Source organism: Paenibacillus sp. 11B, assembly GCF_030487755.1.
Lineage (GTDB): Bacteria > Bacillota > Bacilli > Paenibacillales > Paenibacillaceae > Paenibacillus > Paenibacillus vandeheii.
Window position 1 is genome coordinate 1,267,810 of the sequence record NZ_JAUKNS010000002.1, and the last position, 17,575, is coordinate 1,285,384.

Below are 17,575 nucleotides of genomic sequence, written 5' to 3' on the forward strand. Positions count from 1 at the left end.
CCCAACCTGTCAAGTGTGAATTTAAATCACTTTTCGCTATCCTCTTATCTATCACATTTGGATTAACTTATCTGGTTTTAAGTTTCACTTCAGCTTTCCCGGTTACACTATCATCAGAACGTTACATCAAGACCAGTTACGATTCAACTCGTACTTAACTATTGAAATGAGGATGACACACATGAACATGAAGCGTGTAATGATTGTAGGAACAATGGTTGTCACTATGTCCTTCGCCGGAACAGCCTGGGGCAGATCAGCTATATCCCCTATCCCCTTGGCGAAATGGTCCATTGTTAATATAGATACCAAAGACGAGAGCAGAGATGAATTGCTAAGCGCTCTGAATCTAAAGTCAGAAGATGATTTGGTTCAGGATCTGTACGCAGGTAAATCGCTGAGAATGATTGCAGATGAAAATGATGGTGACTTCGATGAGGTTATCGTATTGCAAATAAGGCAGCTTAAGGAGCAATTAGATCAACGACTCGCAAGTGGAAGTATCAGCTCGGAGCAACACGCTGTGCAAAGCGGTGAACTGGAAGAGTTGGTAACGGAGAGTGCCAATACCGCCTACAACTTGGCGTAAATGAAAAGCCCCTTAGGCTAAGGCAGAGAATGAGGGCATGACAAAAAAAGGAGCGTCGAGACGCCCCTCACCTATTTCATATTCACTCTAAGTAGGCAGAATCTATGATGTACGGTGCTTACTGAATTACTGCTGAAATCGTGCATTTGCCCAAGGACTCGCCGTCCCAGGCCAGTTCAAGCACATCTCCTGCTGCCGTTGGTCCAACACCTTCTGGTGTGCCTGTAAAGATGACATCTCCAGGCCCCAAGCCGTAATGATGGCCTACATAATCCACAATATCCTGAAGGCCGAAGATCATGTTACGAATATTGCCCCGTTGGACTTCGGCACCATTCTTGGTAAGTGTAAAGTCTTTCTCAAGAAGTGCCTGAGCGCCCGGAAATGCCTGGAATGCTGTAACCGGAGCGGAGTTCTTGAACCCTTTGGCCGCTGTCCACGGATGCCCCTTTTTCTTGATAACCGTCTGTACGTCACGTAACGTAAAATCAATGCCAAACGCATACGCATCAATCAATTCATCCACAGTCATACCCGGCTCAAAGTCCCGGCCAATATGAACGACAAGTTCAGCCTCATAATGTACTTCACCCTTTGTAGCAGGCAATTGAAGCGTATCACCATTCAAAGGCACGACCGCATGGGAAGGCTTCATAAAGATCATCGGTTCATCCGGAACCGCGTTGCCCAATTCTTCTGCATGAAGTTTATAATTTCGTCCTACACAGTATACATTGCGAATGTTTGTCAACATGGATTTACGACCACCTTTATCGGATTCATTAGCGTAGTTGGAGCATGTTCATCTTTTTATTACGGTCTGAAGAATCGGCTGCTCGTTTCCTGAAAAGCCTGTTCCCATACATCAGGTCGGTTCGTACATAACATTAGATCCGAGTCAATTGCCGCGAGCCGCTTCATGATTGTTTTGTCATCCACCGTCCATGCCATCACCTGAATACCCTCATTTCGCATTTCCCGCATCAGCGATTTGTCTACATTTGTGTACCCGATCGAAAGAAAACCACAATTCATTTGTCGCAGCACTGCTGCCAGATCACCTGGCCGTGCATCAATAATCAACCCTGTTTTGAATTCCGGGGCCAGTTTCTTAACCTCAACCAGAGCCGCAGGTTCAAACGAAGTGATGACCACGTCATGCTGCATATGTCTCTTCCTTACCTCATGAATAACCGCTGCCGGCAGACCAGGATACATGTTTCCTTGCGTTTTCAGTTCGATATTCAAGCGAACTTTGCCACAGCAACGATCCAGCACTTCAGTAAGAGCGGGAACCCGTTCCCCTTTATAGGCTTTTCCTTTCCATGATCCCGCATCCAGCTGTTGTATATCTGACCAGTCCGTCTCTCGAACGAGTCCTTTACCGTTAGTCGTCCGATTCAACGTAAAGTCATGAATAACGACCGGAACACCATCACGCGACAACTGTACATCCAGCTCCATCCACTGAACTTCAGGTTGTTCCATGGCAAGCAGAAATGCAGCCATCGTATTTTCCGGTGCAGTGAACGAAAATCCGCGGTGTGCTACACAAAGGTTGTTCATTCCATCCCTCCTCCAAAAATAGACTTCAACTTGGTGATGCAACTCCATTCGCATCAAAACGAATACCTGACGAAAGCTGCGTCATCTGCTCCAGCAGCAGTTTGTTAGCTTCATCCAACATCGGAATTGCCTGACCCAGCCCAGCCTCATAAGGAATAACCTTCATGCTGCATTTAGCTTCCTTACTGCAGTTCGCCTGAAAAATCGCTGTTTTCCACGTTTCCTCTGTCGTTGATTTCGAGAAAATAAAGTTGCCTGTACTATATGCAATCCACTTGCCTTTGTAATACTCCACCCCTTGCAACACATGGGGATGCCCGCCTATAACCAGATCAGCACCGGCATCTACAAATTCATGTGCCAGTCGAGTCTGATCATTATTCGGTGTGCTGACCCGTTCCTCTCCCCAATGTGCAACAACGATGACCAAGTCAGCCTTTTGACGGGCCTCCTGAATCGCCTTGACTGCACCTGTAGAATCGTAGGTTTCGGCAACACCTGCTCGATTACCTTCCGCTTTCCAACTCGCTTTCGGTACTACCCGGCTAAAACCCAGAAATGCAATTTTTATGCCCTTGCGTTCCAGATAAGCAGGTGTATAAGCCTCATCCTGGTTCATTCCCGCACCAGCATGTGCAATACCATATTCCTTCAGATACGCCAGCGTATCGACCAGACCCTCAACGCCCTGATCAAGGATATGATTGTTGGCCAGATTCACGGCATCAAAACCAGCTGAAGCCATCGCTGCAAGTGCTTTTGGCGAAGATTTGTATACATAGGTTTTATCCAATGCATCAGTCCCACCAAGAGTTACTGGCGTTTCAAGGTTGCCGATCGTCAGATCATCGTTCTTGAACAGGTTACCAAGCTTCGCGAAGGGATAATCATACCCGTTCTTATCCAGCAGTTCAGCAACTTTGCCCGAAAATTGGATGTCCCCAACAAAGTTGATGGTTACATCGTTCGCCGAATTAGATGGCTGAGTCGCCCCAGTTCCTGTACCTTCGCTCTCCTTTGAGCCGGAAGAAGCGGGAGTATCCATCGGTTTTTTCGTTCCTGTATCCATCTTTCCATTTGCCTCGGAGCCTGTAGCATCCGTTTTTTCCTCACCCGACTTAACGTCGGAATTTTCAGCTACCTGTTCATCAGAACCATCCGATCCTTCAGTCGAAGTATTACCTGCCTGCGAATCCGTATCAGGTGAACTTACCTGATCACCGCCCTTAGCATCCTCTTCATTCACAGGCTCCTGATTCACAACCGTTTCTTTCCCTTTCGGGTCAACTTGCTGTTCCTTCATGCCTACTGCGTAATAGAGGCAGACGAGTCCAATGGCCACGATCAATACCAGATTAATGATCCAGACCAACCGTTTGCGGGCACGTTTTACTTTTTTCTTCTGTACACTTCGTTTTGATCTTGGGGGATACATAGGCAGCTCCTCTTCTTCACAGCAATCCTTATCATATTATATCAGGCATATTCTGGATTTCCATAATTCCTTGGAACTGTAAGCATAGAAAGAATTCACTTCTCTCTGCTTTTCACGTTTTGGCCTAAAAAAAGGCTGTCTCCGTTGTAGAATATCTCTACGTTTGAGACAGCCATGTACGTTAATTATTGTGCAGCAAGTAATTGCGTAGCTTGAACTGACATTTCTTTCGCCTGTCTAATGCAATCAGGCAACCCTACACCTTCATAACCAGCACCCGCAATGTACACCCCCGGCAATTTGCTGCCAAGCTCCTCCCGGAGTGCTGCAATCTGTTGCAGATGACCTACCGGATATTGCGGCATGGATTTGCGAAGCCGAGTAATTTCCGAGAAGATCGGAACAGCCTCTACGCCCATCGTTTCACGCAAATCCTTGAGTACCAGATCCGTCAGCGCATCATCCGGGAGTTCCACGTTCTGCTCGTCTCCCGAACGGCCAACATAGCAACGAAGCAGTACTTTATCATCCGGGCTGGTATGCAGCCACTTGGTTGATGTCCAAGTACATGCTGTAATATTGCGGCCTTCCTTGCGCGGAACGAGGAAACCGGACCCATCAAATACGTGTTCGATATCTTTTTTCTCAAAAGCCAGCACCACATTCGCCACCGATACGTAGTTAATCGCATCCAGAGCCGTTGTATCCACGTGGGGTTGTAGCAGTTCGGATGCAACATACGTAGGCACGGTAATGACTACATCATCCGCTTCAAGACGCTCACCGTTACCCAGTTGAATGCTATATCTAGCCGCATCTCCAGTCTGAACCTCCAGGGATTGCACCGAAGTGTTTAGACGTTGATCCACGTCCTGCAATTCATGTACAAGCGCGTGAACGAGGCTCTGCAAGCCTTGACGGAAGTTCAGAAAAGCACTTCTCTTCGTTCCCGTATGAGTCTCTGCCGGTTTGCGGCCAGTCATCATCCCCCGGATCAAACTACCGTAATCCCGCTCCACTTCTCCGAATTGCGGAAAGGTTGCCTGAAGACTCAATCGTCGCATATCACCTGCATAAATGCCTGCAAGCAACGGCTCAGTGAGGTTTTCCAGCACTTCCGCTCCAAGGCGGCGCTCAATCATATAACCGAGCGATTCATCCTCCGTTGTGCGGCGGGGAGGAATGACAAAATCCATTAATGCCCGCAGCTTGCCTGCCGGAGATACAAGACCGCTTCTCAGAAACGATCTCAACTCCGTCGGAATACCGAGTACGAGTCCTGCCGGCATGGGATGTAACTTGCCACGCTGCATGATGTACGTTTTTTTGGATTCCGGGTTTTGACTGACCAACTCATGATCCATCTCCAGCTCTTTAGCCAAGTCAATCATCGCCGTTTTGCGGGCAAGGAAAGAATCCGGCCCCTTCTCAATGACAAAACCATCCCGGTGCAGCGTCTCAATCATGCCACCCATGGAAGAACTTTTCTCAACCAAGGTAATTACAGGTTCAACCCCTGCTTCCCGGTAATGCTTCCGGATATAAAATGCCGCGCTTAGGCCGGTCAGCCCTCCGCCGACAACAACAACACGACGTTTATGGTCTTCCATTACACATCCGTTCCTTGCTGCCATTGGTTAATAATGACGTCACTTAGTGTTTCCATATAAAGCGGGTCGCTATTGAGAGAATCGATACGCATGAGGCGCATATCGATCTCTTTGGCAATCGCTTTGGCCTCAATATCAAGATCATAGAGCACTTCCAGATGATCCGATACAAATCCAATTGGTGCTACAAGCACATCTTCTACCTGTTCACGAGCAAGATCCTGAAGCGTGTCCAGAATATCAGGGCCCAGCCATGGCTCCGCCGTCCGCCCGGCACTTTGCCACGTAAACTGCCAGTTGGTAATTCCTAAACGCGAAGCAATAACTTCCGAAGTCTCCAGCAGTTGCTGCGGATATGGATCACCGATATCCACAATTCGCGCAGGCAGACTGTGTGCGCTGAACAACACTCGTACATCCCCACGTTTGGCTCCCGCTTCCTCGAAAGCATCCAATTTGGCGCTAACACGTGTGGAGAGAGCTTGAATTAATTTTGGATGCAGATGGTAACTCTCAATAAAGGACATTTGGATTCCCAGTTCTTCCGCTTTCTCACGAGCGCGCTTGATGTAGCTCCCTACACTCATCGTGGAGAAATGCGGTGCCAGTACAATGCCTATTGCGGTCTGAATTCCATCCTTCGCCATCTGTTCCACGCCATCCTCAATGAACGGATACGCATGCTTTAACCCTTGATAACAACGGAATTCAACTTCATTGGAACGATCATCCTTGTTTAACGTCTCCTGAAGGGCCTTAACCTGATTATCCGTGTTTTCACGAAGAGGGAATACGCCCCCAACGATCGCTTCATAACGGTCGGTCAGTTCTTTCAGTTGTTCCGGTTCAGGCGGACGTCCTCTCCGGATATGTGTGTAATACGCTTCAATACTTTCCATATTCTCAGGTGTGCCATACGACATCACCAGTACACCTACCGTATTAGTCATTAGTAACCGTCACCCCAGTCTTCAATGCTTCAGCAGAATATTCATGAATATACGCCGTGAGTTCTTTTAATTTATCCAAAGATGCTTCAGGAAATAGTCCATGCCCCAGGTTAAAAATATACCCTGGCTCCTTGATGCCTTCATCAATAGTCAATTTGGCATGCTGCTTGATCAGATCCATCGGTGCAGTCAGCACATAAGGGTCCATATTGCCTTGCACAGCAAATTTTCCACCCAGTCGTTTACGTCCCTCGGAGATCGATACTCTCCAATCCAACCCAATCACATCAGCTTGCAGATCATGCAGGGTTGGCAGCAATTCACCAGAAGCGACACCCGGGAAATAAATTTTCGGTACATTCAAATCCGATAATTCGGTAAAGATACGAGTAATCGTCGGTAACACATACGTTCTAAAGTCGTTTGGCGAAAGCGCGCCTACCCAGCTGTCGAACAATTGGAAAGCCTTGCCGCCGTTCGCAATGTGTGCACGGACATATGTAATCACCATATCGCCCAGTTTTTGCATCAATTTATGCCATACTTCCGGTTCACTGTACATCATCGTTTTCGTCCGTATGTACCCTTTGGAAGGTCGGCCTTCTATCAAATAGCTGGCGATGGTAAAAGGTGCACCAGCAAACGTAATCAAGGGTACATCCAGTTCCTTGTCCAGGATTCGAATCGTCTCCAGTATATGAGACAGATCTCCCTCAACATCAATGGGACGCAAACGATCCACATCTGCCGCCGTGCGGATTGGATTGTCTATAACGGGTCCAATATTTTTAACAATATCAAAATCTATACCGAGCGAAGCAACCGGATTCATAATATCGGAATACAAAATAGCCGCATCCACACCGAGTTTACGTACCGGCATGAGTGTAACTTCAGCTGCTAGCTCAGGTTGACGGCAAATTTCGAGCAAAGAATACTTTTCCTTAATCTTGCGATATTCGGGATCATAACGCCCAGCCTGACGCATGTACCACACCGGAACACGGTCCACTTGCTGTTTGAAGCTGGCCTGAATCAGACGATCATTATAGCTCATGTAAGAAGCCTCCAATAGTTTTTGGACTCATAAATAACATTATGCCCTTTTTGAAGAGCGGTAACAACCACGTGTCGATCTGTTCCGATGACAATACTATGACATTCCTTACATCCCCTCATCTATATGCCAATTATGTTATAATGAAAGAATCGTGTTTTTTTGAAACGTTGCAGAAACGATCGGAAAGGAAGTGAAAGCACTTTGAAAACGTGGAAAGTAAACCTCATTGTGCTTTGGTTCGGACAATTTCTGGTCAACTCGGGCATGACCATGATCACCCCGTTTTTGTCCCTTTATCTCGCCAAGGATCTTGGCGTGGTTGGTGAGCATGAAATTGGCATATGGGCGGGATTTATATTTGCTGCCAACTTCCTCACCTCATTTTTGTTCCAGCCCTTGTGGGGCAAATTGTCTGACAAATACGGCCGAAAAATTATGTTGCTGCGTTCCGGATTCGGGATGGCGATCGTTATCGCCCTGATGGGTTTTGCACAGAGCCCATGGCAGCTCCTTTTATTAAGACTGCTCAACGGTACGATCTCTGGTTTCAACCCAGCAGCGGTTTCGTTAATCTCGGGTACAACACCGAAGGATCGAATGGGTTTCGCCATGGGGATTAGCCAGTCCGGTCAGGTGGCTGGTACAATTCTGGGTCCGCTGATCGGTGGTTTACTGGCTGATGCAGTGGGCTTCCGCCCTATCTTCTACATTACAGGCGGACTGATCTTCGTAGCTTCAATGCTTGCCATGTTCCTGGTCCGAGAGAAATTTGACCGCAAGGAAGCGGCCAAACTGCCGGAACAATCCGTATTGTCCGGTTTGAAGGAACTCAACAAGTCACCCCAGTTACCCGCGTTGTTCGCTGTAACATTCCTGTTGCAATTTGCCATGATCAGCCCGATGTCACTCTTGCCGCTGTATGTACAGAAATTACACGGTTCGGATGTGAACGTCGCCTTCTGGGCTGGAGTTGTCGGCGCAGTCACGGGACTATCCAATATGGCCATGTCCCCGATTCTTGGAAAGCTCAGTGACAGGGTAGGTTCACACAAGATACTTACGTTCTCTCTTATAGGGACCGGGCTTATGCTTATACCTCAAGCTTTCGTGCAGACGGTATGGCAGCTCATCATCGTCCGGTTCATGATGGGTGTGTTCATGGGTGGCCTGCTTCCAAGTGTCAACGCGCTCATTCGCTCCTATACGCCAGATAGCATGATTAGCCGGGCGTTCAGCTTTAATACGAGTACACTTGCGCTGGGGAACATGCTTGGAGCTGTAATCGGCGGTTTTATGGCCGGGTTTATTGGCATCGAAGGACTGTTCATCGTTTCCGGTGGACTGTTGTTGCTCAACATGGTGTGGGTGAGACTCAAACTATACAAAAAACCTCCTCTGATCAGAGAATCCTAAAGCTTCGATCTAAAAAATATTTGTTCTTAAAAAGCCGCTTTCAGCGCCCATTGGGCAATGAAAGCGGCTTTTGGCATTTTTTGTTCAATTGGACCAAACCTCAACGTTGATTCATTGACTCTGATGGCTTGCGAATTGAATCGGGTATTCTTTCACACCAAATACAAAGGCACTTTGTATCGGCTGCAAAACGGTTCCCGGCTCCAACTGTATATCTTCCATTTGCCGAAGCATCGTCTCAAGAACAACCTTAGCTTCAAGTCGTGCAAGCGGCGCACCAAGACAAAAGTGAATACCAAACCCAAAACCCATATGTCTGTTCGGCTTGCGGTCAGGCACAAACTCCTCTGCCTGTTCAAATTTAGCGCTGTCCCGGTTGGCCGATCCCACCCAGGATATCACCTGTTCCCCTGCCTGGATTGGTTGTCCGTTCAATTCTACGTTTTCTTTGGCAATACGCCCAATAGCCACAATCGGCGGATAATAGCGTAATGTTTCCTCTACCGCAGAGGGAATAAGTTCAGGGTGCTCTCGCAGCTGCTGTTGAAGCTCAGGCTTTTCTGACAGAATACGTACGGCATTGGTAATCAGATTGGTCGTCGTTTCATTGCCGGCAGCAAGTAATAATATGCAAAACCCGACCACTTCCTCTGCGGTCAGCTTCTCTCCTTCAATCTCCGCAGCCAGCAACAAAGAGATCAGATCATCCTTTGGTTGCTGACGTCTTTCTTCCATGATGGCCGTGAAGTAGCTCGCCAGTTCCTGTTGATTCCGTCTCTTTTCTTCCATCAACTCCTGGAAAGCTTCATCACTATCATCCCGCGCACCCTTCACCAGTGCATCAGACCAGTCTTTGAACTTCTGGCGATCTGCGGCAGGGACTCCAATCAATTCGGCGATCACAATGACCGGAAGCGGAGTGGCAAGATCGTCGATAAGCCGCATACGACCTCCTGAAAAATGTGGAGTCAGTAACTCATCCGCAATTTCCTGAATACGCGGAGCCAACGCTTCGATTGCTTTTGGTGTAAACGCCTGATTAACCAGATCCCGCAGTTGCTTGTGCTTCGGCGGATCGGTAGTGAGCATACTGGCGTTAGCACGATCACGTTCAGAAGAAAACAATTTGGGGTTTTTCAACACATATTGCACATCATCATAACCGAAAACATCCCAGCATTCTCGATGGTTGTCATAGCGGACTGGAGTGTTGTCACGAAGCTCAGCGTACACCTGGAAGGGAGATAATTGTTGTTCCACCCCTTCCAGTTCCCGGATCGGAATGTAATTGGCATACTTTCTCGGTGCTTGGTTCATCGTTTCTCCTCCAATCATTAATATATATTTATTTACATATTGAAATCATCCTATATTATAGACTCAACGCTAAGTCCATACAAATATTTGGCAATAATTGAGCCTCTTTTCCTAGAACGCATTACAAAAATCGTCAAGTTTTGCTAACTTATTCGGTCCGATACCCGTTTTGTATAAGATCACTTCTGCTATGCACGCTCCGGCAACACTTTCCCCAAAAACCTTTCTAAATTCTATCAGGACAAAAGACTCATATGTAATGAAATATGACACAAAAAACTATTTTCAATATGCTTTTATATAGCTATTTCTCTTTATACCTCTTCTTATATTTATCCATAAAACCTTATAAACAAGCTATATACTCTACATATCTATCAATGTAACCGATTACTCTATCTATATCTAATATTGTCATATTATTTAACATGAAATACAATCGTTTTAATTCATATACATATTATCCTCATCAAACATCACACGAAACTAACCTGAAGGAGAGTGCTATTCATGAAAAAAACTTCAAATCTTCGTCCTTGGGCTGTATGGAGCACAGCTGCTTTGACAGCTCTAACCATCTCACTGTCCCCAATCGGAACCTATGCTGCTCAGGCAGCTACGGTAGAAGTGAGCGGTACAACCAGTGCAGTTCAGACCACATCATCCACTCCGGCTCGCAATACGACCATCCCAGCTCTATCGGATTCGTTCAAACAATCCGCTCTACCTAATGTTCTGGTCATTGGAACGGGTGGTACGATCGCAGGTCAATCCGAGGATGCGACCAGCTTCCAGAACTATAAGGCGGGTACACTCCCGATCGGGGAAATGGTCGATGCCTTACCGGACAAACAGAAGATTGCAGATGTTAGCACACTCCAATTCGGAAATTCAGGTTCTGGATCTTATACCATAGCTGATCTCTATGACCTGTCACAGACAGTAGACAAGGCTCTGGCTCAATATGACAGCGTTGTAGTTACCACCGGTACAGATACCATGGAGGAGATCGCCTACTTCCTTGACATGACCGTTCAAAGTGATAAACCTGTCGTCATTACAGGGTCTATGCGCCCTTGGACGGTTATCGGCTCGGATGCACAAGCCAATCTGTACAACGCCATCAAGCTCGCAGGCAGCGGACGCACCACTTCATTTGGGACCGTGCTGATGTTGAACGATACCATTCAACTGGCACGCGGAGTGACCAAAACGAATGATTATCGAACAGATACATTCGAAACTCCGATGCTTGGTGCAGTAGGTTATATTGATGAAGAAAATATTCGAATTTACCGCGCTCCTGCACGCGCCTTGAAGCCTGAAGGTACATTAAAGCCGGCATTTGACCTGAACAAAATCACGAAGGCAGATCTCGCCAAAGTGGAAATTGCGGTTTCCTATCAGGAAGCTGGTGGAGAAGCCATTGAAGGATTTGTTCGTGGCGGTGCCAAAGGGATCGTAACGTCCGGTACCGGAGCAGGCGGGATTTCGAAAGCCATGGGCCAAGCACGTACTAAAGCAGTGGAGGATGGCGTAATCTTCGTAACGACCACGCGGACAGGTTCAGGCAGTGTATATGGCGGAGGTAAAGGCGTTATCGCTGGTGACAACCTGAGTCCTCAGCAAGCACGCATTTTGCTCATGCTCGGGTTATCCTTCAGCGATGATTTCGATACAATCAAAAAATGGTTCGAGACTTACGGAACGCCGGAAGTTTAAGAAGATCTCATCCTTTATATTCATTCTGAAAAAACAAGAGACGACACATTCCCTGTTAATCAGGGGATGATCGTCTCTTGTTTTTTAATCCGAACTTGTTTACTTCACCCAGGCCAGAGCCAGACCATCATAATCCGGCAGCATAGTCGTTACAAGACGCGGATCACTTGCCATCTGCTCATTGAAGCGACGAACGGCAAGCACAGCGGGGCCTTGCTTATCCGGATTCAGCGTACGACCGCGCAGGAAACAGTTATCTCCCACAATGACCGCCCCTGGCCGCGCGAGCTTAATGGCATAATCCAGATAAACGGGATAATTCTCCTTGTCCGCATCAATGAAGAAGAAATCGAAGGTACGTCCTTCCTGCGCCAGTTGCTCCAGACTGTCGGCTGCGGGTCCAATTCGATATTCGACCTTATCCCCAAAGCCACCTTCCTCCAGATGGCCCCGAGCCATCGCTGCGTATTCCTCTTTCAGTTCCAGCGAAGTCAGGGTTCCTCCATCACTTAAACCGCGAGCAAGACAGATACCGCTGTATCCGCCCAGCACACCGATTTCGAGTACGGCTTCCGCTTTCGAAGTTTTCGCGAGAAAAGTGAGTAAACGCCCGTAGGCCGCTGCCACCGAAACTTCCGGCATGCCGTTCGATCGGATGGCTTCTTTTACCTTTAACAAGAGAGCATCCTCTTGAAATAATTGATTTACATATTCGTCAGGGGTCAGATTCACCGCTAAAATCCTCCTTGGACACTTGGTCTGCTTTCCATATGGATGCCAATGTTCTATAATAAATGTTTGTTGTCAAACACAGGCGGTTGACTGCCGCATCACCTCTAAGAGATGAATGCATAAGCTCACCGCATTTCTCATTGTAAGTTTTTTCACGGAAAGCGGCAAGGCCGCACCGTTACTATACAGCGGAGAGAAGGAGTTTCCTTCTCCGGCTTGAAATGGAGTTGAAATGAATCACATGGCTCAATTGCAATTGATCGCGACCTCGGCGATGGGACTCGAGGCTGTTGTCGCCCGGGAACTGAAACAACTGGGGTATGAGGATGCTACGATCGACAATGGACGGGTTTACTTCACTGGAGATTATATTGATATTTGCCGGTGTAATCTGTGGCTAAGAAGTTCGGATCGCGTTTTGGTCAAAATGGGTGAATTCCCTGCTACAACATTCGATGAATTGTTTGAAGGTACCAAAGCATTACCTTGGGAGGATTGGATTCCAGCCGATGGCGAATTTCCGGTTGAAGGTCGCTCCCACAAATCTCAGCTAAGCAGCGTGCCGGCTTCACAGGGAATCGTGAAAAAAGCGATCGTAGAAAAACTGAAGCTGACTTATGACACGGAGTGGTTCCCCGAGGACGGGTCTCGTTATGTGATTGAGGTCATTCTGTTGAACGATCGCGCCCTGCTTACTTTAGATACAACGGGACCCGGGCTGCACAAACGGGGTTATCGTAAACTGGTAACCGAAGCTCCGCTTAAAGAAACACTTGCTGCGGCGCTTATTCAGCTCAGTCGCTGGAATGTATCCCGCCCCTTCTATGATCCATGCTGCGGATCAGGTACCATGCTGATTGAAGCCGCCATGATTGGCTGGAACATTGCACCAGGACTGCGTCGCACCTTTAACTCCGAGAACTGGGCTGTCATTCCTGAAGAGCTTTGGGAGAAAGCGCGCGAAGAAGCATTTGACGCGGTTCGCGACGATATTCCATTGCAAATCTCGGGCAGCGACATCGATCCGGAAGCTATTGAGGTAGCAAAGGCAGCAATCAAGAGTGCCGGCTTCGCCAAAGACATTGAAGTCAGCGTCCTGCCTGCTCATCGAGCAAGACCGCAGGGTGAATATGGTGTCATTATTACCAACCCCCCGTATGGTGAACGCTTGAGTGAAGAGAAAGAAGTGCAGAAGCTGCTGCGTTCTTTAGGGCGCAGTTACCTCGATATGCCGACATGGTCCTTTTTTGCCATCACGTCGACCAAATCGTTCGAGGAAGACTTCGGCCACAAGGCAGACAAGCGCCGTAAGTTGTTCAATGGACGTATTGAAACCCAATATTATCAGTATTTGGGCCCACTGCCTCCACGAAATAAAACACCACAACAATAATACCATTGTCATGATAGAGTGCTCTTGCCTTCCACGGCAGGGGCGCTTTTTTTGTATGTATTCCAGGAGACATAGAATTGATCTTGGTGATGCTACTTCCGTATGAAGCATTTCTCCCCTGGGCATAGTTGAAAAGCCATGACACCACGCTATAATGGATGGAGCCCTATTTTTACATTCCGTTAACAAAACAAAACCATTCATCTGGGAGGAGACATATATGTTTGTCACTAAGCCAACACGCAGCCTTACGCCGCGCGGGCTTCTGAATCATCCACTTACGTTATATCTTATTTTTCTTGTACTCATGCTACTCAAATTAATGTGGCTCCATCACAATCTGCATGCCTACAACATTACGATGGGGCTTCTGGACAAAGTAATTGCCATCGGTTCGCTGCTGCTTCTGTCCTTCTGGACCTGGTGGCTGCCTCGCCGGGGCATGATCCTATCGCTCGTTGTAATCCATCTGCTGCTTACTGCACTGATCTATGCCGATATGGTTTATTATCGCTACTTTCAGGATTTTCTGACGATTCCTGTGTTGATGCAAGCCAGACAGGTCGATGCTCTGGGTGATAGTATTGCCACGCTCATCCACGCCAGTGATCTGTGGCTCTTTGTTGATTGGCTTGTGATCATCCCATACGCAGCGATCCTGCTATTCAGTAAACGTCACCGCCGTGGTGGACGCCCCAGCGCATATACGAGTGGATTGAACTCTTACTCGTCAAGCTCTGGCAAACCAAGCTTACGTCGTCGACTCACTGCGGGCAGCATTGCTCTAATATTGGGTCTTGGGCTCGCGGTAGGTCCGATTTATTATTATAGTAAAACTTGGGCGAAAGGCTTGTTTGATAACAACTGGTGGAACGTGTCCATGTATAATGTTACTGGACTTCTTGCTTTTCATGGCTATGATCTATATAACTACGCCAAAGACCATCTGGGCTCTGGGCCCCAGGTCGATCCTACAGATCTGGAGCAGGCGAAAGCTTTTTTTGCCAACAGACAACAGGCTGAGCCTCTGAAGGATGCGATGTTCGGCAAGTACAAAGACAGCAATGTCATCATTGTTCAAGGCGAAGCCTTCATGAATTTCATGATTGGTCAGAGCATTGGCGGTCAGGAAATCACGCCTCATTTTAACGAGCTGATGAAGGAAAGCCAGTACTACAGTCATTTTTATCACCAGACAGGTCAGGGCCGTACATCAGATGCTGACTTTGGGGCGAATATTTCGATGCATCCACTGTCGGTTGGGTCCGCTTTTGTCCGCTACGCAGACCACAGCTATGATGCCCTGCCTTCTATATTGAAGGATCACGGTTATAGTACCAATGTATTTCATGCCTATGAGAGTGGATTCTGGAATCGCTATACGATGTATCAGAATATGAAGTATGACAAGTTTTACAGTAAAAATGATTATGAACAGGATGACCCGCTTGGCTGGTCCCTGTCGGATGAGTCCTTTTTCCGCCAATCGGTTGAGAAAATGAGCAATGAGGTTTCTGAGCCGTTCTATTCATTCCTGATTACACTGACTAGTCATCATCCATACGCATTACCCCAAGATAAACAACAGCTGGATGTCAGGGAATTCCAAGGAACGATGTTTGGAGACTATCTGCAATCCGTACATTACGTCGATTCTGCGCTCGGCAGCATGGTGGAAGACCTGAAAAATCGGGGGTTGTGGGACAAAACGATCTTCATGTTCTATGGGGATCACGATAATTCCATTAAGGAACAACCACAATATGAGAAATTTCTCGGACGCTCGCTGAACGATCTGGACATGGAGCAAATTATGAACGAAGTGCCTTTGCTGGTGCATCTGCCTGACAGAGCCGAAGCCGGAACGATTGACGAGCCAGCAGGACAGCTGGATATTACGCCTTCCGTTCTGCATCTTCTCGGTATATCAGATCAATCCTACTACCATATGGGCAACGATGTGTACGACGGTTCCTCCCGCATGGTGGTATTGCGCACTGGTGCGTTCACGGATAGCTCCTTCTTCTATATCCCTTCAGATGATTACCTGTATGACAGCGGCTCCTGTTACGATCTGTCTACGGGCGCCAAAACGGATATTAATGCTTGCCGATCTGGTTACGATGAAGCGTCAATGCGACTGCATGTGTCAGATACAGTCAACACGTTTGACCTGATCTCGCGTTTTCGCAAGGAGCAAAAGTCTGAATCAGCATCCTAACAGATACGGAAAGGCACGCTGACGTAACTGTATACTTCATATAAAATTTAACCCGACACTACAATGAAATGGAGCTAATGCATGACCATGACAACACAACCAGTCCCATTCAACATTGAACAAAAGCTGTTCGAAGAAGCTGCTAACTTTGTCAAACTTCGCTACCCTCAAGGGTGGGGCGGCGCGGCGGCTGTATATACCGAAGCAGGTTCGTTCTTAATCAGCGTAGCTCCAGAAGTAATTAATGACGCCACGCACCTGTGTATGGAAACAGGAGCCTATCTGGAAGCCCACAAATTAAACGAGCGGGTCACCCACTCAATCTGTGTGGCACGCGACGATGAGCACTCGCAATTCAAGGTTCTCACCCCTTGTGGTGTGTGCCAGGAACGATTGTTTTTCTGGGGAGAAGATGTGAAGGCTGCCGTGCACGATCCGGATGGAGCTATAATATACAAGAGATTGGACGAAATCCAGCCTTATCATTGGACCAAGGCATACCGGGATAAGTAGGAAGTTAAACGATAAGTGTTGAGGCTGCAATCCGTTGCACGCTTCAGCACTTTCTTTTTTTTGGTAGCTGGCTGTAACCACAACCTTGCGAATGTTAGAAAGTCGCTATATAATTGTAACTGTATTGGTTTCATTTAAAAATGATGGAGGTTTTAATGAATGAATATTGAAATATGGTCCGACTTTATGTGTCCTTTCTGTTATATTGGCAAACGTCGCCTGGAGAATGTACTGGCACAATTCCCACACCGTGATGAAGTGAAATTACAGTTCAAAAGTTTTGAACTCGATCCAAATGCTGAATTGAACAGCGGCAAAACCAACGCAGAATATCTGGCCGCCAAATACAATATGAGTGTGGAGCAGGCACGTGGAATGAATGCCCAGATGAATGCCAATGCTCGCACGGCTGGGCTGGAATACAACATTGATGAGATGATCCCTACCAACTCCTTCTCTGCTCACCGCCTGACCCATTGGGCAGAAACACAAGGGAAAATGCTTGAGCTGAGCGAACGACTGTTTCAAGCAATCTTCATCGAAGGTAAACATGTCGGCAATACCGATGTCCTGATCGAGTTGGCTGAAGAAGTGGGTCTGGACCGCAATGCAGCAGCAGAAGTATTGTCGAGCAATCAATTCGCAGAACAGGTTCGTGCCGACCAGGCCGAAGGTGAGCAGTTGGGCATTCGGGGTGTACCTTTCTTCGTATTTGACCGCAAGTTTGCTGTATCTGGCGCTCAACCGGATGAGGTATTCCATGACGCTATCCAGAAAGCCTGGGACGAACGCTCCCCTTTCACCATGGTGGAGTCCAGCACCACTGACACAGATGGCAGCGGAGTATGCACAGAAGACGGCTGCGAGGTTCCGCAACCTGACTCATCCAAATAACACAAAAGCAGCAGGATCAAGGGGCTTCCCCTGAACCTGCTGCTTTTTTTTAAAAATCCATCCACATAAGATGAACTCATAATTTACACTATAACAGAGAGGGCAGAACAAATCTGGAGAAGCGGAGCGCTCGCATTTATCACTGGATTTTACCCTTTGC

General features: G+C 47.5%; 15 protein-coding genes. 7 read left to right on the forward strand and 8 right to left on the reverse strand.

The genetic code is table 11. The annotated features are described in order from the left end of the window. Nucleotides 1–181 precede the first annotated feature (181 nt). Nucleotides 182–589 carry a hypothetical protein gene (locus Q0V21_RS14060; protein ID WP_301879423.1) on the forward strand — a complete coding sequence of 136 codons (408 nt, stop codon included), beginning with the start codon at nt 182–184 and terminating at the stop codon, nt 587–589. A gap of 118 nt (nt 590–707) precedes the next feature. On the opposite strand, the gene Q0V21_RS14065 is transcribed toward Q0V21_RS14060, so the two are convergent. The 6 genes from Q0V21_RS14065 to hemE form a co-directional block, all read right to left on the reverse strand. After that, the gene (locus tag Q0V21_RS14065) at nt 708–1,343 is read right to left on the reverse strand and encodes a fumarylacetoacetate hydrolase family protein (RefSeq protein ID WP_301879424.1); all 636 of its coding nucleotides are present in this window, start codon (nt 1,341–1,343) and stop codon (nt 708–710) included. Between the two features lie 59 nt (nt 1,344–1,402). Further along, a complete protein-coding gene (locus tag Q0V21_RS14070) occupies nt 1,403–2,155 on the reverse strand; it encodes a glycerophosphodiester phosphodiesterase (protein ID WP_301879426.1) in 753 nt (250 codons plus the stop codon). Between the two features lie 25 nt (nt 2,156–2,180). Next, entirely contained in the window at nt 2,181–3,590 is a 1,410-nt protein-coding gene (locus Q0V21_RS14075; RefSeq protein WP_301879428.1) for a CapA family protein, read from the reverse strand. Nucleotides 3,591–3,775: 185 nt separating this feature from the next. After that, the gene (gene hemY, locus Q0V21_RS14080) at nt 3,776–5,200 is read right to left on the reverse strand and encodes a protoporphyrinogen oxidase (protein ID WP_301879429.1); all 1,425 of its coding nucleotides are present in this window, start codon (nt 5,198–5,200) and stop codon (nt 3,776–3,778) included. Next, nucleotides 5,200–6,150: a ferrochelatase gene (gene hemH / locus Q0V21_RS14085; protein ID WP_094937450.1), complete on the reverse strand. Its 951-nt coding sequence runs from the start codon at nt 6,148–6,150 to the stop codon at nt 5,200–5,202. The genes hemY and hemH overlap by 1 nt, the downstream gene beginning before the upstream one ends. Further along, the gene (hemE, locus tag Q0V21_RS14090; RefSeq protein ID WP_301879430.1) at nt 6,143–7,207 is read right to left on the reverse strand and encodes a uroporphyrinogen decarboxylase; all 1,065 of its coding nucleotides are present in this window, start codon (nt 7,205–7,207) and stop codon (nt 6,143–6,145) included. Before hemE ends, hemH begins: the two co-directional genes overlap by 8 nt. 204 nt (nt 7,208–7,411) lie before the next feature. Between hemE and Q0V21_RS14095 the strand changes: the two genes are divergently transcribed. Beyond that, nucleotides 7,412–8,623 (forward strand): MFS transporter, encoded by a 1,212-nt coding sequence (locus tag Q0V21_RS14095; protein ID WP_301879431.1) that lies wholly within the window; start codon nt 7,412–7,414, stop codon nt 8,621–8,623. A gap of 111 nt (nt 8,624–8,734) precedes the next feature. Here Q0V21_RS14095 and Q0V21_RS14100 read toward each other — a convergent pair whose 3' ends face one another. After that, complete coding sequence (locus Q0V21_RS14100; RefSeq protein ID WP_301879432.1) at nt 8,735–9,940, reverse strand: cytochrome P450; 1,206 nt, start codon at nt 9,938–9,940, stop codon at nt 8,735–8,737. A gap of 510 nt (nt 9,941–10,450) precedes the next feature. Here Q0V21_RS14100 and Q0V21_RS14105 point away from each other — a divergent pair. Further along, nucleotides 10,451–11,662, forward strand: coding sequence for an asparaginase (locus Q0V21_RS14105; protein ID WP_301879433.1), 1,212 nt, complete (start codon nt 10,451–10,453; stop codon nt 11,660–11,662). Between the two features lie 99 nt (nt 11,663–11,761). On the opposite strand, the gene Q0V21_RS14110 is transcribed toward Q0V21_RS14105, so the two are convergent. Then, on the reverse strand, nt 11,762–12,394 hold the full coding sequence (locus Q0V21_RS14110; protein ID WP_301879434.1) for an O-methyltransferase: 633 nt from the start codon (nt 12,392–12,394) through the stop codon (nt 11,762–11,764). A 241-nt stretch (nt 12,395–12,635) separates the two neighbouring features. Here Q0V21_RS14110 and Q0V21_RS14115 point away from each other — a divergent pair, with 241 nt between their 5' ends. The 4 genes from Q0V21_RS14115 (at nt 12,636) to Q0V21_RS14130 (ending at nt 17,415) form a co-directional block, all read left to right on the forward strand. Continuing rightward, nucleotides 12,636–13,787: a THUMP domain-containing class I SAM-dependent RNA methyltransferase gene (locus Q0V21_RS14115; protein ID WP_301879558.1), complete on the forward strand. Its 1,152-nt coding sequence runs from the start codon at nt 12,636–12,638 to the stop codon at nt 13,785–13,787. Between the two features lie 220 nt (nt 13,788–14,007). After that, the gene (locus Q0V21_RS14120; RefSeq protein ID WP_301879435.1) at nt 14,008–16,008 is read left to right on the forward strand and encodes an LTA synthase family protein; all 2,001 of its coding nucleotides are present in this window, start codon (nt 14,008–14,010) and stop codon (nt 16,006–16,008) included. A gap of 87 nt (nt 16,009–16,095) precedes the next feature. Further along, a complete protein-coding gene (locus Q0V21_RS14125) occupies nt 16,096–16,521 on the forward strand; it encodes a cytidine deaminase (protein WP_301879437.1) in 426 nt (141 codons plus the stop codon). A gap of 159 nt (nt 16,522–16,680) precedes the next feature. Next, nucleotides 16,681–17,415 (forward strand): DsbA family oxidoreductase, encoded by a 735-nt coding sequence (locus Q0V21_RS14130; protein WP_301879438.1) that lies wholly within the window; start codon nt 16,681–16,683, stop codon nt 17,413–17,415. Nucleotides 17,416–17,575: the final 160 nt, after the last annotated feature.